General features: G+C 68.8%; 17 protein-coding genes. 4 read left to right on the top strand and 13 right to left on the bottom strand.

The features are described 5' to 3' along the window. Window positions 1-165: 165 nt before the first annotated feature. Both MOX01_RS16440 and MOX01_RS16445 read right to left on the bottom strand, forming a co-directional pair. Window positions 166-1,920 carry a glycoside hydrolase family 3 protein gene (locus MOX01_RS16440; protein ID WP_141370573.1) on the bottom strand — a complete coding sequence of 585 codons (1,755 nt, stop codon included), beginning with the start codon at window positions 1,918-1,920 and terminating at the stop codon, window positions 166-168. A 2-nt stretch (window positions 1,921-1,922) separates the two neighbouring features. Then, window positions 1,923-3,221 carry an MFS transporter gene (locus tag MOX01_RS16445; protein WP_058632158.1) on the bottom strand — a complete coding sequence of 433 codons (1,299 nt, stop codon included), beginning with the start codon at window positions 3,219-3,221 and terminating at the stop codon, window positions 1,923-1,925. 119 nt (window positions 3,222-3,340) lie between these two features. Here MOX01_RS16445 and MOX01_RS16450 point away from each other — a divergent pair, with 119 nt between their 5' ends. Continuing rightward, window positions 3,341-4,633 carry a TetR/AcrR family transcriptional regulator gene (locus tag MOX01_RS16450; protein ID WP_230977971.1) on the top strand — a complete coding sequence of 431 codons (1,293 nt, stop codon included), beginning with the start codon at window positions 3,341-3,343 and terminating at the stop codon, window positions 4,631-4,633. A gap of 64 nt (window positions 4,634-4,697) precedes the next feature. Here MOX01_RS16450 and MOX01_RS16455 read toward each other — a convergent pair whose 3' ends face one another. The 5 genes from MOX01_RS16455 to MOX01_RS16475 all read right to left on the bottom strand — a co-directional run bounded on the left by MOX01_RS16455 (window position 4,698) and on the right by MOX01_RS16475 (window position 8,852). Further along, entirely contained in the window at window positions 4,698-5,318 is a 621-nt protein-coding gene (locus MOX01_RS16455; protein WP_046746626.1) for a dihydrofolate reductase family protein, read from the bottom strand. After that, window positions 5,318-5,794, bottom strand: coding sequence for an SRPBCC family protein (locus MOX01_RS16460; RefSeq protein ID WP_058632157.1), 477 nt, complete (start codon window positions 5,792-5,794; stop codon window positions 5,318-5,320). The genes MOX01_RS16455 and MOX01_RS16460 overlap by 1 nt, the downstream gene beginning before the upstream one ends. A 3-nt stretch (window positions 5,795-5,797) precedes the next feature. Then, the gene (locus MOX01_RS16465; RefSeq protein WP_046746624.1) at window positions 5,798-6,139 is read right to left on the bottom strand and encodes an ArsR/SmtB family transcription factor; all 342 of its coding nucleotides are present in this window, start codon (window positions 6,137-6,139) and stop codon (window positions 5,798-5,800) included. An 84-nt stretch (window positions 6,140-6,223) separates the two neighbouring features. Next, a complete protein-coding gene (gene recQ, locus MOX01_RS16470; protein ID WP_061017126.1) occupies window positions 6,224-8,281 on the bottom strand; it encodes a DNA helicase RecQ in 2,058 nt (685 codons plus the stop codon). A gap of 61 nt (window positions 8,282-8,342) precedes the next feature. Further along, window positions 8,343-8,852, bottom strand: a complete 510-nt coding sequence (locus MOX01_RS16475; RefSeq protein ID WP_061017143.1) for a MarR family winged helix-turn-helix transcriptional regulator — start codon at window positions 8,850-8,852, stop codon at window positions 8,343-8,345. 59 nt (window positions 8,853-8,911) lie between these two features. On the opposite strand from MOX01_RS16475, the gene MOX01_RS16480 reads away from it, so the two are divergent. The 3 genes from MOX01_RS16480 to MOX01_RS16490 all read left to right on the top strand — a co-directional run bounded on the left by MOX01_RS16480 (window position 8,912) and on the right by MOX01_RS16490 (window position 11,733). Continuing rightward, window positions 8,912-10,354, top strand: coding sequence for an MFS transporter (locus MOX01_RS16480; protein WP_113681846.1), 1,443 nt, complete (start codon window positions 8,912-8,914; stop codon window positions 10,352-10,354). Window positions 10,355-10,474: 120 nt separating this feature from the next. Then, the gene (locus MOX01_RS16485) at window positions 10,475-10,819 is read left to right on the top strand and encodes a GNAT family N-acetyltransferase (RefSeq protein ID WP_058632153.1); all 345 of its coding nucleotides are present in this window, start codon (window positions 10,475-10,477) and stop codon (window positions 10,817-10,819) included. Further along, the gene (locus MOX01_RS16490) at window positions 10,816-11,733 is read left to right on the top strand and encodes a pirin family protein (protein WP_058632152.1); all 918 of its coding nucleotides are present in this window, start codon (window positions 10,816-10,818) and stop codon (window positions 11,731-11,733) included. The genes MOX01_RS16485 and MOX01_RS16490 overlap by 4 nt, the downstream gene beginning before the upstream one ends. Before the next feature lies 1 nt (window position 11,734). On the opposite strand, the gene MOX01_RS16495 is transcribed toward MOX01_RS16490, so the two are convergent. From MOX01_RS16495 to MOX01_RS16520, 6 genes are read right to left on the bottom strand one after another with little or no spacing between them, the layout of a single operon-like run. After that, window positions 11,735-13,192 carry a sodium/solute symporter gene (locus MOX01_RS16495; RefSeq protein ID WP_141370575.1) on the bottom strand — a complete coding sequence of 486 codons (1,458 nt, stop codon included), beginning with the start codon at window positions 13,190-13,192 and terminating at the stop codon, window positions 11,735-11,737. Continuing rightward, window positions 13,189-13,569 carry a hypothetical protein gene (locus MOX01_RS16500; protein ID WP_046746619.1) on the bottom strand — a complete coding sequence of 127 codons (381 nt, stop codon included), beginning with the start codon at window positions 13,567-13,569 and terminating at the stop codon, window positions 13,189-13,191. Before MOX01_RS16500 ends, MOX01_RS16495 begins: the two co-directional genes overlap by 4 nt. Next, window positions 13,566-14,303 (bottom strand): LytR/AlgR family response regulator transcription factor, encoded by a 738-nt coding sequence (locus MOX01_RS16505; RefSeq protein ID WP_046746618.1) that lies wholly within the window; start codon window positions 14,301-14,303, stop codon window positions 13,566-13,568. Before MOX01_RS16505 ends, MOX01_RS16500 begins: the two co-directional genes overlap by 4 nt. Then, on the bottom strand, window positions 14,300-15,490 hold the full coding sequence (locus MOX01_RS16510) for a sensor histidine kinase (protein WP_046746617.1): 1,191 nt from the start codon (window positions 15,488-15,490) through the stop codon (window positions 14,300-14,302). The genes MOX01_RS16505 and MOX01_RS16510 overlap by 4 nt, the downstream gene beginning before the upstream one ends. 28 nt (window positions 15,491-15,518) lie before the next feature. Continuing rightward, window positions 15,519-15,764, bottom strand: a complete 246-nt coding sequence (locus MOX01_RS16515; RefSeq protein WP_141370577.1) for a YbdD/YjiX family protein — start codon at window positions 15,762-15,764, stop codon at window positions 15,519-15,521. Between the two features lie 15 nt (window positions 15,765-15,779). Then, on the bottom strand, window positions 15,780-18,065 hold the full coding sequence (locus MOX01_RS16520; RefSeq protein WP_141370579.1) for a carbon starvation CstA family protein: 2,286 nt from the start codon (window positions 18,063-18,065) through the stop codon (window positions 15,780-15,782). Window positions 18,066-18,264: the final 199 nt, after the last annotated feature.

Consider the following 18,264-nt stretch of genomic DNA (forward strand, 5'->3'; position numbering starts at 1 on the left):
ACGGGATGCGTTGTCCAGCATTCGTCCAGAGAACTTTTCAGCCATCGTCATCGTCCGAGACGCTTCGCCATCGGCCGACATCGAACCCGCGATCGAGGGTTCGCCGACACGACGAAACGCCCCGCGGCCGAAGCCGTCGAGGCGTTTCGCGAATGCCCTCGGGTGTTACAGCGAGAGCCCGTGACCGAAGCGGAACAGCGGGTCGGTCGTATCGAACGGGACGTCGGGACGCGAGGTCTCGACAGCCGCCATCGATCGCGGCAGGTCGAAGGGCAGTCGACCCTGCGCGGGGAACGCACCGCTGAGCACGTCCAGCAGCGCCGCCCCGGAAGCACCCCAGTTCACCGTGATCGCAGCCGCCACCTCGGCGAGCGGCGTCAGGATCGGCGGGCGATCGGCGAGCACGTCGACCACTGTGGGCACGACAGCCGCGACCTCGCCGACATGGGCGATCACGTCATCCGGGAAGTCGAGGGAACCGGCGTGGAAGAAGTTCTCGAACATGGTCGCGCGCTCCTCGAACGGAGCCTGCAGCCGGATGATCGCCAGATCGGCTTCCGACGGCGTCTCGACGACGTCGGCGAACTTTTCAGCCACGGCGACGTCGATGCCCTCGACGTAGAGCTTCGCCCCTCGGGCGAAGGGCAGCGCGCCGTCGTTCGCGAGCACCGTGATCGACGCGCGCTGGGCATCCTCCCCCGCGGCACGGAAGTCGGCACGACCCACGATCTCGTCGGCGGCGTCCTCGTCGACGTAAGGGTTCTCGAACAGTCCGAGCTCGAACTTCTCGCGCAGGATGCGTCGTGCGGAGATGTCCAGCCGGGCCTCGGTGATCTCGCCGTCGGCGACGAGCTCGAGCAGCAGCTCCGGGTTCGCCTCGCCGCCGAACTGATCGGCGCCCGCATCGAGCACCTTCTTCATCCGCTCGCGAGGGGTGAGATCTTCCACACCCCAGGCACGCGCAGGGAACGGCTGCCCGAATATCTCGGAATCGCTGATCAGACCCCAGTCCGTGCACACCAGACCGTCGAAGCCGTAGCGCTCGCGGAGCAGACCCGTGATCACCGACTTGTTGAAGCCGAAACCCACCTCCTCGTACTCCGTGCCGACGGGCATCCCGTAATACGGCATCATCTGCCGGGTACCCGCGGCGAGCGCGTCTTCGAACGGCTTCAGGTGAAGCTCGAACTCGCCGCCAGGATAGACCTGCTCGCGGCCGTACGGGAAGTGCGGATCCTCGCCGTCCTTCTGGGGGCCGCCGCCGGGGAAGTGCTTCGTCATGGTCGACACCGAGCCAGGCCCGAACAACTTCCCCTGGAAGCCGCGGATGTAGGCCGCGCCGAGCTTTCCCGACAGCTCGGCGTCTTCACCGAACGTCGCCGTCTGGCGCGCCCAGCGCGGCTCGGTCGCGAGGTCGACCTGCGGGTGCAGTGCCACGCGCAGACCGACGGCCGTGTACTCCTGGCGGGCGATGTCGGCGAAGCGCTCGACGAGCTCCTCGTCGCGGGTGGCCGCGAGGCCGAGCGTCTCCGGCCACTGCGAGAAAGGCCCTGCCAGGATCGACGCTCCCGGATTCTCGCTGAACGAGTGCCGGGGGTCGGTGGAGAGCGTGACCGGGATTCCGAGGCGCGTGGACGCCGCGAGCTGCTGCAGGGCGTTCTGCCACGCGGCGATCTCCCGGCCGGTGGGCGCGGCACCCAGCAGGTTGAAGTGCGTCATCTGCTTGGACTCGAGGAACTCGCGGGCCGACGGCGTCGCGAACACCGGGTTGGGCTCCTCGAGGTCGCCGATCGCGATCATGGTGTGGAAGAAGAGCCCTGCCTTCTCCTCGATGGTCATGGCATCGAGCAGCAGCTGCACCCGCTCGTCGACCGAGAGATCGGTGTCGAGCCAGGGGCGCGCGATGGTGGTCTCTGTCATGGTCACTTGACTCCCTTGATGCGGTAGACGAGCACGGCACCGGCCAGCGCGACGACCGCACCGAACAGGTACCACGTGGTGTAGCCGCCCAGCGGCGTGGCCGCTCCGATGGCGATGATGCCCGGCGCGATCGCGGGGGCGATCGACTGCGGCAGCGCGTTGGCGATGTTCAGCACCCCGAGGTCCTTCGCCACGTCGTCCGGGTTGGGCAGCACCTCGGTGGCGAGGGCGAGGTCGACCGAGAGGAACGATCCGGCCCCGAGCCCGATGATGGCCTGGGCGATGATGACGGTCGTGATATCGGGGGCGATGGCGAGGATGACCAGACCGACCACCATGATCACACCGGCGACGGCGACGAAGGGACGGCGCTTGCCGATCTTGTCGGAGAGGAAGCCGCCGAGCGGGGAGGAGATCGCCATCGCCGCCATCGAGGCGAGGTTGGCCGCGAGGATGACGCCCACCGCACCCTGCTCGTCGAGGCCGAACTTGGTGACGAGGTACAGCGGCAGGAAGGTGGCGATGCCGGCATAGCCGAACATCACGAAGAACTTGGTGAGCCAGGTCCAGCCGAAGTCGGGGTGCTTGCGCGGGTTGAACACGAACGAGCCGAAGAACATCCCGATCGTGAACTTCTCGGCGGGCTTCTCGGTGAGGCGGCGGTCCTTCAGGATCAGGACGAAGATGATCACCAGGATCAGTGCGATCACGCCCGGCACGACGAAGCGCTCGAAGTCGCCGGGCAGGAAGTTCACCAGGAAGCTGCCGGCGAGGATGCCGATCGGGGTGGTGATGCCGATGATGCCCGACACCTTGCCGCGGCTCGTGACCGGCACCTGGTCGGGCAGGGTCGCGTTCGCCGCCGCGAGCACGGCGTTCATCGCGGTCTGCACGAGGCACCAGGCGAGCAGGACCATCCAGACGGAGTTCGCGGACCCGATGAGGAAGAACCCGCCGAGGCCGACGACGGCACCACCCAGGATCCACGGACGACGCATGCCCCAGCGCGAGGTCGTGCGGTCGGAGAGCCTGCCGACGAGGGGGTTCGCCACGAGCGCGAAGATCGCACCGACGCCCATCACGAGTCCGAGGCTTCCCTCGGTGTTGACGGGGTCGATGTGCTGGATCTTGAACGCCATGGACACCATCACCGGGGTGAGAAGCGCCAGGAAGACACCGAAGTTCACCGCGGCGAGGCCGGGGGTGTAGCCGCGCGGAGTCTTGGGCGGCGTGGTCCCTGGGGCCTTGAATCCCGTGGTGCCCACCGCGGCCGCGTTGGCGGCGGATGACAGCTCTGTCATGACAGTCCTTTCGATTCACCGCACATCTTCGGGCGATGCGGTTCTGGCATGACAGTACACCAATCTCGACCGATTGGTAAGTCAAACCAGACCGATTGGTAATGAACGAGGATAGAGTGATGACGGAGGATGCGATGACGATGACGGCGACCGGCACCCGTCACTCGCGCGCCGTCGCGACGAGGCAGCGCATCCTCACCGCCGCGCACGATCTGTTCGTGACCCGCGGTTACCGATCCACGTCGCTGCGCGACATCGCCGCAGCCGCCTCCGTCAGCCACCCGGGCCTGCTCGGGCACTTCGCCTCGAAGGACGATCTGCTCGGAGAGGTGGTCGCCGGGCTCGAAGCCGAGAACGAGTCCGTGTTCAGCGCGATCTCGGCCGCATCCGAACCGGGCGAGCTGGTCTTCGCCGGCATCGCCGAGCGCAATGCGCGCACCGCCGGCTACCTCGAGCTGTTCGCGGCCCTCACCGGGGAGGCCTCGGCGCCGGACCACCCCGCGCACGAGCGGATGCGCGAGCGCTACTGCCGGATCCGCGCACTCAGCAACGACGTGCTCGAGGATGCCCAGTACCACGGGGTGGTCGCCGCCGACCGCGATGTCGACGGCGAGGCCGTCCGGCACACGGCGGGGTGGGACGGGCTGCAGCTGCTCTCGCAGTACCTGCCCGATCGGGTGGACGTCGTCGAGATGCTCGAGGAGCGCGAGAACCTGTGGGCGCTGCCGCACGCGTGGCGGGACCCCGACGACGAGCCCTCATCCGGGTCCGCGACGGCCGCCGGTCCCCTCCCGCGACTGCGCGCCACCAGTGTCGCCGACACCGACCCCGGCTACGCGGTCGGCCGCCGCAGGCGCGCACAGATCGTCTCCGATGCGATGCGCCTGTTCGCCCGCGACGGCTACGGCGACACCAGCCTGCAGGACATCGCCACCGCGGTCGGAGTGTCGAAGTCGACGCTGCTGCACCACTACGCGTCGAAGGAGCTGCTGCTGAGCGCCGTGCTCACGGAACGCGACAGCGCCATCAACGAGAACCAGATGTTCACGAGCACCGCGTCGGCTGCCACGGTGCTCCGCAGCATTCCCGAGGGCGCGGCGCTCAGCGCACGGGACGAACCGGGACTGATCGAGGTCTACGCGGTGCTGTCGTGCGAGGCCGTCCCCGTCGCACACCCCGCACACGACTACTTCACGATGCGGTTCGCGAACGCCCTCGACTACTTCGCTGAGCTCTTCCGCCTCGCCCAGGTCGACGGCGACCTGCCAGCGCACCGCGATCCCGTGCACGAGGCCACCTGGCTCATCGCGATGTGGGACGGGCTGCAGTACCAGTGGCTGTATGACCGCGACAGGGTCGACATCGCCACGCACCTGCGGGCTCATCTCGACGACGTGCTGCCTCCGCGCTGAGACGGCGCTGCGCTGAGACGGCGCTGCGCTGAGACGACGCCGCGCGGAGACGACGCCGCGCGGATCAGCGCAGACGGACGGCGTAGCGCAGATGCGTCGTCTGCGGGGAATCCTCCGCGCCCACCAGGTCGAGCGAGAGGCGTTCCCCGTCCACACCGTCGAACAGGCGCACTCCTGCCCCGAACAGCACAGGCGAGAGAGCGATGTGGAACTCGTCGACCAGACCGGCATTGAGGAACTGGACGATCGTCTCACCGCCGCCCGAGATGCGGACGTCGAGGTCGCCGGCAGCAGCGCGCGCCTGGTCGAGCGCCGACTCGATGCCGTCGGTCACGAAGTGGAACGTGGTGCCGCCGCGGCGCTCCCACGGCTCGCGCTCCTCATGGGTGACGACGAAGACCGGCGTATGGAACGGCGGGTCCTCCGGCCACGCGTGCTCGCCGGCGTCGAACATCCGCTTCCCCATCACACTCGCCCCGGTGCGCTCGAACGTCTCGCGCACGATGTCGTTGTCGCGTCCCTCGTCCCCACCTTCGCCCAGGTGCAGATTCTCGCGGAAGGACCGCAGCCGGAACACCCACTTCTGCAGCTCCATCCACTGCCGACCCATCAACTCGTCCGGCGACTCGGGGGCGATGAACCCGTCGAGAGACATCGAGACGCTGAAGAACACCGCTCCGGCCATCAGCGCTCCCCTCGCGCGATCGCCATCTCCGCGACGTGGACGGCGAGGTTGTCCAGTGTCTGCCGGCCACCCTCGAGTGCGCCATGCCGCTCGATCGCCCGGTCGCGCAGCTCCGGTGTCGGGAACACCGTGCGCATCTCGATGCGGGTCCGATCGCCGTCCAGCACGAACGTGAGGTGTGATTCGAATGCCTCAGGATCGTCGCGGTGCTCACCATGGAGCATCACGATCCGCTCCGGCGCGACGATGTCGGTCCACACGATCCACTCCGGGTAGTCGGTGCCGTCCGGTCCGTGCATCACGAACTCCCATTCGCCCCCGACACGGAACTCGAACGATCGCGTCGTCGTGGTGAAACCGTCGGGGCCCCACCACCTCGAGAGGTGCTGCACCGTGGTGAACGCCTCGAACACCAGCGCCGGCGCGGCGTCGATCACGCGCGAGATCACGATCTCGCGATCAATCGTCGTATCCATCCACTACTCCTGCCTTCTTTCCGCTTTCAGGTCCTGCACGTAGGCATCGAGCCGGTCGAAGCTCTCGTTCCAGAACTGCTCGAAGCCGCCCGTCCACTCATGGACGGCCCGGAGCCCCGTGGCGTCGAGCCCGTAGACCCGCTGCTTGCCCTCCCGGCGGTCGCGCACGAGACCGACCTCGCGCAGCACACGCAGGTGCTTGGAGGCACCCGGCTGAGTCATCCCCAGCACCTCGGACACCTCGGTCACGGGGCGGTCGCCACTGCGCAGCAGCGTCAGGATGTCCCGGCGTCGCGGTTCGGCGATCGCGTTGAAGACATCGGATGTGGTTGCCGCTCGCGCCATGTGATCAACATATACCCATATGGGCAAGTGTTCAAGACGCCACGATCCGGAGTACGCCCGAAGGCGAGGCGTCGGGCGTCGGCGTCAGGCGCCGGCGATCACCGCGAGCACGCCTTCGCCGTACGCCTCGCGCTTCTTCGCACCGATGCCGGTGATGCCGTCGAGGTCGGCGAGAGCAGCAGGGCGGTGCTCCGCGAGCGCGCGCAGCGTCGCGTCACCGAACACGATGTACGCGGGCACGCCCTGCTCGCGAGCGGTCTCGGCACGCCATGCTCGCAGTGCCTCGAACAGTGGCCGATCCCCCGCGTCCAGGGCATCGGCGGCGCTGGCCTTGCGGGCCCGGCCCGAGGACGTCGGACGCCCGATCGTGTCCTTGCGCAGGGGTACAGCGGTCTCACCACGCAGTACTCCTGCCGCCTGCTCACCGGGCGCGAGGGTGCCGTAGTCACCCTGCGCGACGAGAATGCCGCGGGCCAGGAGCTGACGGACGACGCTGCGCCAATCCTGATCCGAGAGATCGCTGCCGATGCCGTAGGTCGCGAGCTTGTCGTGACCCTGCTGCCTGATGCGCTCTGTCGAGGCCCCGCGGAGGATGTCGATCAGGTGCCCGGCGCCGAACGCCTGATTGCGCTCGCGCTTCAACCGCACGATCGTCGAGAGCAGCTTCTGTGCTGGGACGAGCCCGTCGAACGTCTCGGTGTCGTCGAGACAGGTGTCGCAGTTGCCGCACGGCTGCGACTCCTGGCCGAAGTAGCCGAGCAGGTTCTGCCGACGACACTCCACGGTCTCGCACAGCGCGAGCATGGCGTCGAGGTGCTGCCCCATGCGCATCTTGAAGGTGCGATCACCGGGACTCTGGTCGATGAGCCTGCGCTGCTGCACGACGTCGCCGAGCCCGTAAGCCATCCAGGCCACCGAGGGCTCGCCGTCTCGACCGGCGCGCCCGGTCTCCTGGTAATAGCCCTCCACGGACTTCGGCAGATCGATGTGCGCGACGAAGCGCACATCCGGCTTGTCGATGCCCATCCCGAATGCGATGGTGGCGACCATGACGACGCCGTCCTCGCGGAGGAAGCGCGCCTGGTTGGCCGCGCGCACCTCGGCGGGAAGACCCGCGTGGTACGGCAGCGCATCGAGACCCTGGGCGGCGAGGTACGTCGCCGTCTGCTCGACCGACTTGCGACTGAGCGCGTACACGATGCCCGCGGGCTGCGCGGCGTCGTCGGTCACCGGGGTCTGCGACTTGATGAACGCGACCAGCTGCTTGCGCGGGTCGACCTTGGGCACGATCCGGTACTGGATGTTCGGGCGATCGAAGCTCGCCACGAAGTGCTTCGCCGGCGCCCGCCCCTCTGCGCCGTCGAGGTGCAGACGTTCGGTGATCTCCTTGTGCGTCGCTGCGGTCGCAGTAGCCGTGAGCGCCATGCGTGGAACACCGGGGAACCGCTCGCCCAGATCGCCGAGAGCCAGGTAGTCGGGCCGGAAGTCGTGACCCCACTGCGACACGCAGTGGGCCTCGTCGATCGCGATCACGCTGAGGGTGCCGCGTTGCAGGAGCGCCGTGGTCTGCGCGTTCGACAACCGCTCCGGGGCGACGTAGATGAGGTCGAGTTCACCGGCGACGTACGCCCGCTCGACCTCGCGGCGCTCGTCGATCGCCTGCGTGGAGTTGAGATAGGCGGCGTTGACGCCGTTGGCCCGCAGAGCGTCGACCTGGTCGTGCATGAGCGCGATGAGCGGGCTTATCACGAGCCCCGTGCCCTCGCGCACGAGCGCGGGCACCTGGTACGTGATGCTCTTACCGCCACCGGTGGGCATCAGCACGACGGCGTCTCCGCCCCCGATGACCTGATCGACGATGCCTGCCTGGTCGCCGCGGAACTCGTCGTAGCCGAAGACCGTGTGCAGGGCCTCGCGTGCGGTGGAGTAGCGGCTCGGCGTCGCTCGGCGCACGGCCGGCGCGGAGGCCGCGGGGGCCACCGGGGTGACCGGACCCTGACCCCAGTCCAGCGGCGGTTCGAACCCGGCGCCCTGAGGCTCCCAGTCCATCGGCTCGGGCGGGATGGACGACTCCCACCCGTCGTCATAGGGCTCGTCGGCGTACGGCAGGTCCGCGTACGGGTCACGGGGAGTCTGCGGCATCCCTCCAGCGTAACGACCCCCGCCGACGTGGGCCGCGCCTCATCCACAGGCGCAGTCTCGATCAGCTCGCGGTCGACCGGTCGTAGGCGCGGATGAGGTCGTCGAGGAACTTCGCCACCGTCGCCCGCTCGCCCTCGCTCATCGCGGCGATCTGCGCCTCGACCTCGACGATGAGCGGCTCCACCAGGCGCTCGGCATCGGCGGCGGCATCCTCTGACGCGGTCACGATGAGTTTTCGCCCGTCGGACGGATGCCGATCTCGGCGCACATGGCCGCGATCTTCGAGGCGATTGAGGACGAGAGTCATGGCTGCGGTCGAGATCTCGACGCGGTGGGCCAGCTCGGTCGGAGTCGTGGGGCCGCGGGAGATGAGGTGGTCGAGCACCTCGAGGCCCGGGGCGTCGAGTTCGAGCTGCTTGGCGATCGAGCGCTCGAAGCGCTGCTGACGCATCGTGAGCTGCTGCACGCGGGTGCGGATGTCACTCTCGTCGATCTCGCCGGCGTCGTGCCGACGTGACGGGTCATACGTCGAGGCCGATTCCGTCGCCCGCTCGGACCGTTTGACATCCATGCGCACCATGGTAATACTTCATATTGCTAATTTGATTGATAATCAAGGATTGAGACGATATGACAGACGCGACAGAAGCGCCCTACCGCTGGCGCTGGGCGATCCTCGGAGTGATGCTCGCGGCCGAGATCATGGACATGCTCGACGCGACGATCGTCAACGTCGCCGGCCCCTCGTTGGAGTCCTCCCTGGGGACGAACGCCCTGGGCCTGCAGTGGGTGATCGGCGGCTACGCCCTCGCGTTGGGGGCGGGACTGATCCTGGGCGGTCGCCTGGGTGACCGCTTCGGGCGGCGCCGGATGTTCCTCCTCGGCCTGTCGGCGTTCACGATCGCATCGCTGTTGTGCTCCCTCGCGCCGACCGCTGAGCTACTGATCGCCTTCCGTCTGCTCCAGGGCGCGGCCGGCGCGCTGCTGCTCCCCCAGGGCCTCGGTCTGCTGCGTGAGAACCTCTCCGGCGCCGAGCTCGCCGTCGCATTCGGCATCTTCGGTCCGGCGCTGGGCCTCGGCGGCATCCTGGGCCCCATCATCGGCGGCGGACTGATCGAGGCCGACATCCTCGGGCTCGGATGGCGCTCGGTCTTCCTCGTGAACATCCCCATCGGGATCGTCGCCCTGGTCATCGCCTGGCGCATCCTGCCGCGACGCTCGGGGGATCGGGCGGTCCGCATCGACATGCTCGGCGCAGCCGTCATCGTCGCGGCATCCGGCATCCTCGTGCTCGGCCTCACCTTCGGACCCGAGCTGGACTGGCCGCTGTGGGCCTGGGCGTGCGTGGCCGCCGGCCTTGCTGGCTTCATCCTCTTCGGGGTGCAGCAGCGCGCACTCCTCGCCCGCGGCGGAGTGCCGCTGGTCACGGCGACCATGTTCACGCGTCGGGCCTACACCTTCGGGCTCGTGGGCATCGCCCTGTTCTTCAGCAGCCTGACCGGCACACAGCTGGTGCTGACGCTGTTCCTGCAGGTCGGCAACGGCTTCAGCGCCGGCGAGGCGGGGTTGAGCAACCTGCCACTCGCGATCGGCTCCGCGGTCGGCGGTGCGATCAGCGGCGCATGGCTCGCCGAGAAGATCGGGCGGTCCGTGCTGCAGCTCGGAGCAGTCACGCAGCTGCTCGGCGCGGGACTGCTGTGGTTCGAGCTGCAGCAGCCGGGCGACTTCAGCATCTGGACCATCGCCCCGGGCATCGCCCTGTTCGGGGTCGGCGGCGGCGCGATCATCGCCGCACTGTTCAGCACGATCCTCGCCGCGGTGAAGGACGACGAGATCGGTTCGGCTTCGGGCGTTCTCACCGCGGTCCAGGCGATCGCGAGCGCAGTGGGTGTCGCGATCTTCGCCTCGGTGTTCTTCGATGCGATCGACTCCGGTACCCCGGCGGAGGCGTATCAGCAGACCCTGATCGTGCCCGCGATCATGCTCGTCGCCTTCCTCGCACTCACCTTCCTCTTCCCGAAGAAGAGTCGGGAGGATGCGCACGGGGTAGCCGTGATGGAAACAGCGGGCTGACCGGATCGGTGGGCGAGAACCCGGACCGTCTGCGTCGGCGCCAGACGGACCGGGTTCTCGCCCGCCCCAGCGATCTCACGCGGGCGTAGGTTGGAGTCAACCCGTTCGAAGGAGCCTCCGATGACCGACATCACCGTGACCCGCAACGACGACGAGTCGCGCTACGAGATCCGCTCCGACGACGTGCTCGCAGGTTTCGCGGAGTTCGACCTGCGCCCCGGATCGATCCGCTTCATCCACACCGAGGTCGACCCGGCGTTCCAGGGCCAGGGGCTGGCGGGAAAGCTGGCATCGGCAGCGCTGACGGATGCCGCAGGACGCGGTGAGGCGATCGTCCCGCTGTGCCCGTACATCGCGAAGTACCTCGAAACGCACGAGATCGCCGGAGCCGAGATCCGCTGGCCGCGGGCGTCGCCGAGCCATGGCGCATCGACGGGCGAAGAGCCGACGGGCCGAGCCGAATGATCGGGCAGCACCGCCTCATCCTCGAGCCCCGCGAGGTGCCGCTGGGCGGAGTGCGCGGCATGAACGTGCTGCGGGCGCTGCCTCACCGCAACCTGCCGACGATCGGCGCCTGGTGCTTCCTGGACCGGTTCGGTCCCGCCGACACAAAGATGCGGGTCGAGCCGCATCCGCACATCGGACTGCAGACCGTGACCTGGCCGCTCGTCGGAGAGATCCGCCACCGCGACTCGCTCGGCAGCGACGCCGACTTGCGCCGCGGGCAGCTGAACCTGATGACAGCGGGCGACGGCATCTCGCACTCGGAGTACTCGATCGGTGAAGAACCGGTGCCGCTCGACGCCCTGCAGTTCTGGGTGGTGCTGCCCGACTCGGCCCGCCGCGGTGCCCCCGGCTTCGAACGGCACACCGCGCTGCCGACACTCGCACTCCCGGCCGAAGAGGGAGCAGATGCCGAGGCCACGGTCGTGCTCGGCGAACTCGCCGGGGTGCGTTCGCCCGCCACCGTGCACACCCCGATCGTCGGCGCCGAGGTCGTCATCTCCCCCGGCTCGCGCGTGCGCCTGCCACTGCGTTCCGACTGGGAGCACGCGCTGATGCTCGTCGAAGGCGATGCCGTGGTGGCCGGGCATCCACTCGACCGCAACGGACTGCTCTACCTCGGCGACTCCCGCGATGCGGTCGAGGTGTCGAGCACCGAGGGCGCCCTGCTCTTCCTGCTGGGCGGTGAGCCGTTCGAGGACGACATCGTGATGTGGTGGAATTTCGCCGGACGCACACACGAAGAGATCGTCGAGGCCCGCGAGGAGTGGGAGGCGGCGTCCGACCGTTTCGGAGTCGTGGCCGGGCACGATGTGCGCATACCCGCGCCGCCCCTCCCCCCTGTTCGGCTCATGCCGCGCAGCCGCAAGCTCTGACTCAGCCGCGCTCGGGGGTGTGCACGCGGGCGAGGAAGCGCTCGGTGCGCGGCGACGGACCCCGCGGATCCAGCAGCGAGACGACGACCGTGACCGCTGTAGCGAGCGGGATCGTCCATGCGGCGGGCTGCGCGAGATAGGGCGCCGCTGCTCCGATGCCGCCGACCGCCGCGTGCACGAGCAGGGCGAGTCCCGCAGCGCACCCACCCGACACCATTCCGGCCACCGCACCTCGTGCGGTGAGCCCCCGCCACCACACGCCGAGCAGCACGACCGGCGAGAGGGTCGACGCCGCCACCACGAACACGACACCCACGCTCGACCCGAGGCCCGCCGGGGCCGTGAGCAGCGCCACGGCGAGCGGCACCAGGGCACAGAGCACCGCCGACAGCCGGAACGACCGCACGGATCCGGAGAACACGTCCTGGCTGATCACACCGGCGAGCGACACGACGAGGCCGGCCGATGTCGCCAGAAACGCTGCGAACGCTCCGGCGACGATCAGCGCGGTCAACAGTTCACCGAACGCCCCGGGGAAGACGCGCGAGGGGAGCAGCAGCACCACCGTGTCGGCGACACCGGGCACCGCGAGGTCGGGAGCGGCGATGCGCGCAAGCAGCCCCATCGTGCTCGACACCGCGTAGAAGGCGCTCACCATGCCGATCACGATCACGGTCGTGCGCCGTGCGGACACCCCGGTCGGACTCGTGTAGAAGCGCACCAGCACGTGCGGTAGACCCATCGTGCCCAGCAGCAGCGCGAGCAGGAGCGAGGCGGTCTCGTAGGCGTCGAACCCCGAGGGCCCGGCCTCGACGGGGAACACCAGCGCCGGATCGAAGTCGTGCGGACCCCCACTGAGGGCGAACGCGATGAACACCACGGGCACTAGAAGCGCGGTGAGCTTGAGCCAGTACTGGAAAGCCTGCACGTAGGTGATCGCCCGCATCCCGCCCGCGGCCACCGCCGCGGCCACGAGCACGGCGACGGTCACGGCTCCCACCCATTCCGGCAGACCGGCGACGACCAGCAGGGTCAGCCCCGCTCCGTGCAGCTGCGGCACGATGTAGAGCCAGCCGATGACCAGCACCGCGACGCTCGTGACCCGGCGCGCCGACGGCGACTCCAACCGCGCCTCGATGAAGTCCGGGATCGTGTAGGCCCCGCTGCGCCGAAGGGGTGCCGCGACGAATGCCAGGACCAGGAGATAGCCGGCAGCGTAGCCGATGGGGAACCAGAAGCCACGGGCGCCGTCGAGCAGCACGAGGCCGGACAGCCCGAGGAACGTGCCGGCCGAGAGGTACTCGCCGCTGATCGCCGAGGCGTTCCATACCGGCCGCACGGTGCGGGACGCGACGAAGAAGTCGCCGGTCGTGCGCGAGATGCGCAGACCGTAGACGCCGATCAGCAGCGTCGCGACGATCACGAGCGCGACGCCGATGAGGTCGAGCACCGCATTCATTCGCGATCCCGGAGGGCACGATATCGACGTTCGTTGCGCGCTGCGGTGCGCACGTAGAGCACCGCGAACACCACGATGATCGGATAGAACGCGTACGCCTGCAGCAGCCATGACAACGGCAGGCCCCAGACCATGACCTGCCCGATCTCCGGAATGAGCGCGATCGCCAGAGTCAGCGCGATGACGACGATCACGAACCCGGCGACCGTTCCGAGTGCGAGTCGCAGCTGACTGCGCATGAGAGCCCTGGCGTAGACGGCATCCGCCTCGTCGACGGGTGCGCCCGGCAGCGCGATTCCCCGGGTGAAGGCCGCCGGCCGACGATCAGGCAGATCAGCGGTCACCCGCACCCGCACGCGCTTCGGCTTCTCCGTCATCCTCCGACCTCCCCGCGCAACAGGGCATCGCGCACCGCTGGCACCAGGCGTCTGCTCACCGGCAGCGAGACGGCACCGATCGAGACCGAGGGTTCAGCGCCGGAGAGCCGGGCCTCGGACACGACGGCGATGCGCACGAGCGAGGAGCGATGGATGCGCAGGAACCCGGCTTCCGCCCACCGCGTCTCGAGTTCCGAGATGGGCGTGCGCACCAGGTGCCCCGCACCGTCGCCGGTGTGCAACCGGGAATAGTCCCCCTGGGCCTGCACCCAGCGCACCTCGCTGCGACGCACGAACCGCACCACGGATCCGATCGTGACCGGCAGCATCTCGTCGTCGCCGGGCGTCGGAGCCTCCGCGACCTCGACCACCCGTCCGACCGCCTGGCGGAGCCGTTCGATGCGCACGGGCTTGAGGAGGTAGTCGGCGGCACGCAGCTCGAACGCCTCCACCGCCCTGGCATCATCGGCGGTCACGAACACGACGGCGGGCGGTTCCGCGAGGGCGAGCAGCGCACGCGCGAGCTCCATCCCGCCGAGCCCCGGCATGTGGATGTCGAGGAATGCGATCCGTACGGCCCGCTCCGACAGCAGCCGCAGGGCTTCCGCACCCGATGATGCGGTGACGATCGCGCCGATGCGCGCGTCCGTGCGCAGCAGATGGACCAGCTCATCCAGGGCGGGTCTCTCGTCGTCCGCGACGAGCACATCGATCGGTTGCACGCTTCTGGTCATGCTCGGCCGTCGCCGTCCGGGTCGTGCTGCGGCTGGGACTTCGGGACCCGCATGCGCACCAGGGTACCGGCGCCCGTGTTCGTCTCGACCACCAGAGCGCCGTCCGCCCCGTAGAGCTGGCGGAGCCGGGTGTCGACGTTGCGGAGTCCCACGTGGACCCCGTCGTCGCCGGCGGTGAGCGTCGCATGAAGAGCCTCGGGGTCCATGCCCACCCCGTCGTCCTCGACCGTGATCTCGGTGTGGGTGCCGTCGTCGCGTGAGGCGATGCGGATCTCCCCTCCCCCTTCGCCGGGCTCGAGCCCGTGACGGACGGCGTTCTCGACCAGCGGCTGCACCGAGAGGAACGGGATGACGGTGGCCAGCGTCTCCGGTGCGATCTGCAGCGTCACGCGCAGACGGTCCCCGAACCGCGCTCGTTCGAGCTCGAGATACGAGTGGATGCTGCCGAGCTCGTCGGCCACCGTCGTGAACTCCCCCTGGCGCCGGAAGGAGTAGCGGGTGAAGTCGGCGAACTCCAGCACCAGCTCGCGCGCGCGTGCGGGGTCGGTGAGCACGAAGGAGGCGATCGCCGTGAGGGCGTTGTAGATGAAATGCGGCGAGATCTGCGCACGCAGCGAGCGCAGCTCCGCCTCGGCCAGCTGCGTCCTGGACGCGTCGAGTCCGCCGAGCTCGACCTGCGCGGCACACCAGTCGGCCACCTCCTCCGAGGCACGCACCAGCGCGGCACGGACGGGCGCCGCGAAGGCGACCACGACGCCGATCACGCGTCCATCGACCAGGATGGGCGCCCCGACGGCCTCGAGGTCGTCGTCGGCACCGGGCGCGGGGAAGACCTGCCTGCGTCCCGACTCCCCGACCCTGGCGGCGATGCGGCGGGCAGCGGATTCCAGTCCGTCGGACGGCCCGTCGAACGACACCGTGCCCTCGGCGCTGACGATCGCGACCGCCGCGCTGCCGAGGAGCACCCGCAGGTGACGCGCGGCCTTGACGACGTCGGGGGCGGACAGTCCAGCGCGCAGATGCGGTGCCGCCAGACTCGCCTGATGCAGCACGGTGAGGGCGGCCTGTTCGGCGTCGCTCCCCAGCTCGGCGGCGCCGCGGGCGAGTCGACGTGCGAGCAGGAGGAGCACCGAGAGGACGATGCCGCCGAGCACGCCGAGGATCGCTGCGAGAACGACGTCGGTCATGGGTTCAGCCTACGGAGCCGCGCACGCCTCAGCAGCAGCGGGCACCGGGGTTGCGATTCTGGTCGTCCATCCGCTGCCGCCAGAACTGCCGCTCGGTCAGCGGCTCCTCGCCGGGATGCACGCGACCGTGATGGGCGACGTACGTCGCGTAGGCGCTGTCGCCCATCAGGGTCGTGATGTACCAGCGGATGCCGCGGCCGGCCCGCACCGCGGCGCTGAGCAGCGTCCGCAGGAGGGTGGTCGCGGCATCCGTCCGACTCGTGGTGTCAGCCATCTCAGTGTCTCGACATCAGTGGGTCGACGCCTTGCGCTCGTCGGCGAGGATCGGCTCCCACTGCTTCTCGAGCTCGCGTTCTTCGGCGCTGGGCAGGAACCCGGCCGGGGCGAAGCGGCGCGAGGCCACGGGTGCGTCCTCGGTGTTCTCGCCACCACCGTTGCGGATCGCCCTGATCGTGACGATCACGGCCGCCACCATCACGATGATCGCCAGGGTCACGAAGATGATCGACAGCGTGCCCTGCACGGCGGTGTTGCGGATGACCGCATCGAGCACCGCCGGCTCGCCGAGCGAGGTGTCTCCGCTGTCGCGGGCGGCGACGTAGCGGAAGTGATTCGCCCAATAGCCGATGGCCGGCACGGGAGAGGCGATCTTGTACAGCGACGCCGTGATCGTGACCACCGCGGTGAAGGCCAGAGGCAGCCCGATGATCCACAGCCACTTGATGTAGCTCTTGCCGCGCTTGGCGACGATGGCCATCACCACGGCGAGCGCGATCGCGGCGAGCAGCTGGTTGGCGATGCCGAACAGCGGGAAGAAGGTGTTGATGCCGCCGAGCGGGTCGGTGACGCCGAGGATGAGGATCGCTCCCCAGCCGGCCACCATGATCGCGGTGCAGATCCACACCCCGGGGCGCCAGGAGACGTCGCGGAACTTGGGGAACCAGGCGCCGATCGAGTCCTGCAGCATGAACCGGGCGACGCGGGTTCCTGCATCGACGGCCGTGAGGATGAACAGCGCCTCGAACATGATCGCGAAGTGGTACCAGAACGCCATGAGGGCCTGGCCACCGAGAGCCTGTTGCATGATGTGCGCGAGGCCGAGCGCCAGGGTGGGGGCACCACCGGTGCGCGAGACGATCGACTCCTCCCCGACAGCCGCTGCCGTGCCTGTGAGCATGTCGGGCGTCAGGTTCACCCCCGTCAGGCCGAGCGAGTTCACGAAGGCCACGGCCCCCTCGACCGTGCCCCCTGTGGCGGCGGTCGGTGCGTTCATCGCGAAGTAGATGCCCTGGTCGATGGAGATCGCGGCGACGAGTGCCATGATCGCGACGAACGACTCCATGAGCATGCCGCCGTAGCCGATGAAGCGCGTCTGACGCTCCTTCTCGATGAGCTTCGGGGTGGTGCCGGAGGCGATCAGGGCGTGGAAGCCCGACAGCGCTCCGCAGGCGATCGTGACGAACAGGAAGGGGAACAGCGGACCGGCGAACACCGGCCCCATGCCGTTCTCACCGAAGATGCTGATGGCGGGGACGGTGATCTCGGGACGGACCAGCACGATGGTCCCGGCGAGCATCACGATCACGCCGATCTTCATGAAGGTCGACAGGTAGTCGCGGGGGGCGAGCAGCAGCCACACCGGGAGCACCGCCGCGATGAATCCGTAGATGATGATGCCCCAGGCGATCGTGGTGCGGTCGAGGTGGAAGATCGCCTGGCCCCACTCGGTGCCGGCGACCCAGCCCCCGCCGATGATCGCGGCCATGAGCAGCACGAAGCCGATGATCGAGACCTCGGTCACCTTGCCCGGGCGCAGGTAGCGCAGGTACACGCCCATGAACAACGCGATCGGGATGGTCATCGCGACCGAGAAGACGCCCCACGGGCTCTCCCCGAGCGCGTTGACGACGACGAGGGCGAGGATCGCGACGATGATCAGCATGATCAGCAGCGAGGCGATGATCGCGGCGGTTCCACCGATCTTGCCGAGTTCCTGACGGGCCATCTGCCCGATCGTGCGACCACCGCGTCGCATCGAGAAGAAGAGCACCGTGTAGTCCTGCACGGCGCCTGCGAGCACGACGCCGACGATGATCCAGATCGTGCCGGGGAGGTACCCCATCTGCGCCGCGAGCACGGGGCCGACGAGCGGGCCGGCACCGGCGATCGCGGCGAAGTGGTGACCGTAGAGCACCCGGCGGTCGGTGGGGACGTAGTCCTTGCCGTCCTGCTTCACCTCGGCGGGGGTGGCCCGGCGGTCATCGGGTCGGGTGATGTACTTCTCGATCACCTTGGAGTAGAACCGGTAGCCGATCAGGTACGTGCAGACCGCGGCGAACACGAACCAGATCGCGTTGACCGTCTCGCCGCGGACGATCGCGAGCATGGTCCAGGCGACGGCACCCAGCAGGGCGATCGCGGCCCACAGGATGATCTTCGGCAGGGTCCAGCGGTTCGCCTTCTCGTGGTGCTCTTCGGTGAGGGCCACGGGAGGGAGGTTCGGGTCGGTGACGATGATGGGCTCGTCGTCGACGAGTCCGGCGCCGTCGCGGCGGCGCGACGAAGGTGCGGTCATGGGGTCTCCTCGGGATACGCGACGTTGCGTTCCCCCACGTTAGGAAGATCCCGCTCCCGACATGACCGCTCGCCGCGGTTGCTGCGACGAGCGGCGCGGATGGCGCGATGAACGGATACCGGGGATGTCCGTTCGCCCCGCCGCATCAGGCCCTCCCGCCACATCAGGCGGCTGCCTCGCGAATCGGCCTGTCTCCGCG

Source organism: Microbacterium oxydans (assembly GCF_006540085.1).
GTDB classification, from domain to species: Bacteria; Actinomycetota; Actinomycetes; order Actinomycetales; family Microbacteriaceae; genus Microbacterium; species Microbacterium oxydans.

Excerpts from the sequence above, each read along its gene's own strand:
- recQ (WP_061017126.1), bottom strand. The coding sequence starts at position 8,281 with ATGCCGCAGACTCCCCGTGACCCGTACGCGGACCTGCCGTACGCCGAC.
- MOX01_RS16445 (WP_058632158.1), bottom strand. The coding sequence starts at position 3,221 with ATGACAGAGCTGTCATCCGCCGCCAACGCGGCCGCGGTGGGCACCACG.
- MOX01_RS16520 (WP_141370579.1), bottom strand. The coding sequence starts at position 18,065 with ATGACCGCACCTTCGTCGCGCCGCCGCGACGGCGCCGGACTCGTCGAC.
- MOX01_RS16480 (WP_113681846.1), top strand. The coding sequence starts at position 8,912 with ATGACAGACGCGACAGAAGCGCCCTACCGCTGGCGCTGGGCGATCCTC.
- MOX01_RS16510 (WP_046746617.1), bottom strand. The coding sequence starts at position 15,490 with ATGACCGACGTCGTTCTCGCAGCGATCCTCGGCGTGCTCGGCGGCATC.
- MOX01_RS16505 (WP_046746618.1), bottom strand. The coding sequence starts at position 14,303 with ATGACCAGAAGCGTGCAACCGATCGATGTGCTCGTCGCGGACGACGAG.
- MOX01_RS16490 (WP_058632152.1), top strand. The coding sequence starts at position 10,816 with ATGATCGGGCAGCACCGCCTCATCCTCGAGCCCCGCGAGGTGCCGCTG.
- MOX01_RS16465 (WP_046746624.1), bottom strand. The coding sequence starts at position 6,139 with ATGGCGCGAGCGGCAACCACATCCGATGTCTTCAACGCGATCGCCGAA.
- MOX01_RS16475 (WP_061017143.1), bottom strand. The coding sequence starts at position 8,852 with ATGGATGTCAAACGGTCCGAGCGGGCGACGGAATCGGCCTCGACGTAT.
- MOX01_RS16460 (WP_058632157.1), bottom strand. The coding sequence starts at position 5,794 with ATGGATACGACGATTGATCGCGAGATCGTGATCTCGCGCGTGATCGAC.
- MOX01_RS16485 (WP_058632153.1), top strand. The coding sequence starts at position 10,475 with ATGACCGACATCACCGTGACCCGCAACGACGACGAGTCGCGCTACGAG.
- MOX01_RS16495 (WP_141370575.1), bottom strand. The coding sequence starts at position 13,192 with ATGAATGCGGTGCTCGACCTCATCGGCGTCGCGCTCGTGATCGTCGCG.
- MOX01_RS16515 (WP_141370577.1), bottom strand. The coding sequence starts at position 15,764 with ATGGCTGACACCACGAGTCGGACGGATGCCGCGACCACCCTCCTGCGG.
- MOX01_RS16500 (WP_046746619.1), bottom strand. The coding sequence starts at position 13,569 with ATGACGGAGAAGCCGAAGCGCGTGCGGGTGCGGGTGACCGCTGATCTG.
- MOX01_RS16440 (WP_141370573.1), bottom strand. The coding sequence starts at position 1,920 with ATGACAGAGACCACCATCGCGCGCCCCTGGCTCGACACCGATCTCTCG.
- MOX01_RS16450 (WP_230977971.1), top strand. The coding sequence starts at position 3,341 with ATGACGGAGGATGCGATGACGATGACGGCGACCGGCACCCGTCACTCG.
- MOX01_RS16455 (WP_046746626.1), bottom strand. The coding sequence starts at position 5,318 with ATGGCCGGAGCGGTGTTCTTCAGCGTCTCGATGTCTCTCGACGGGTTC.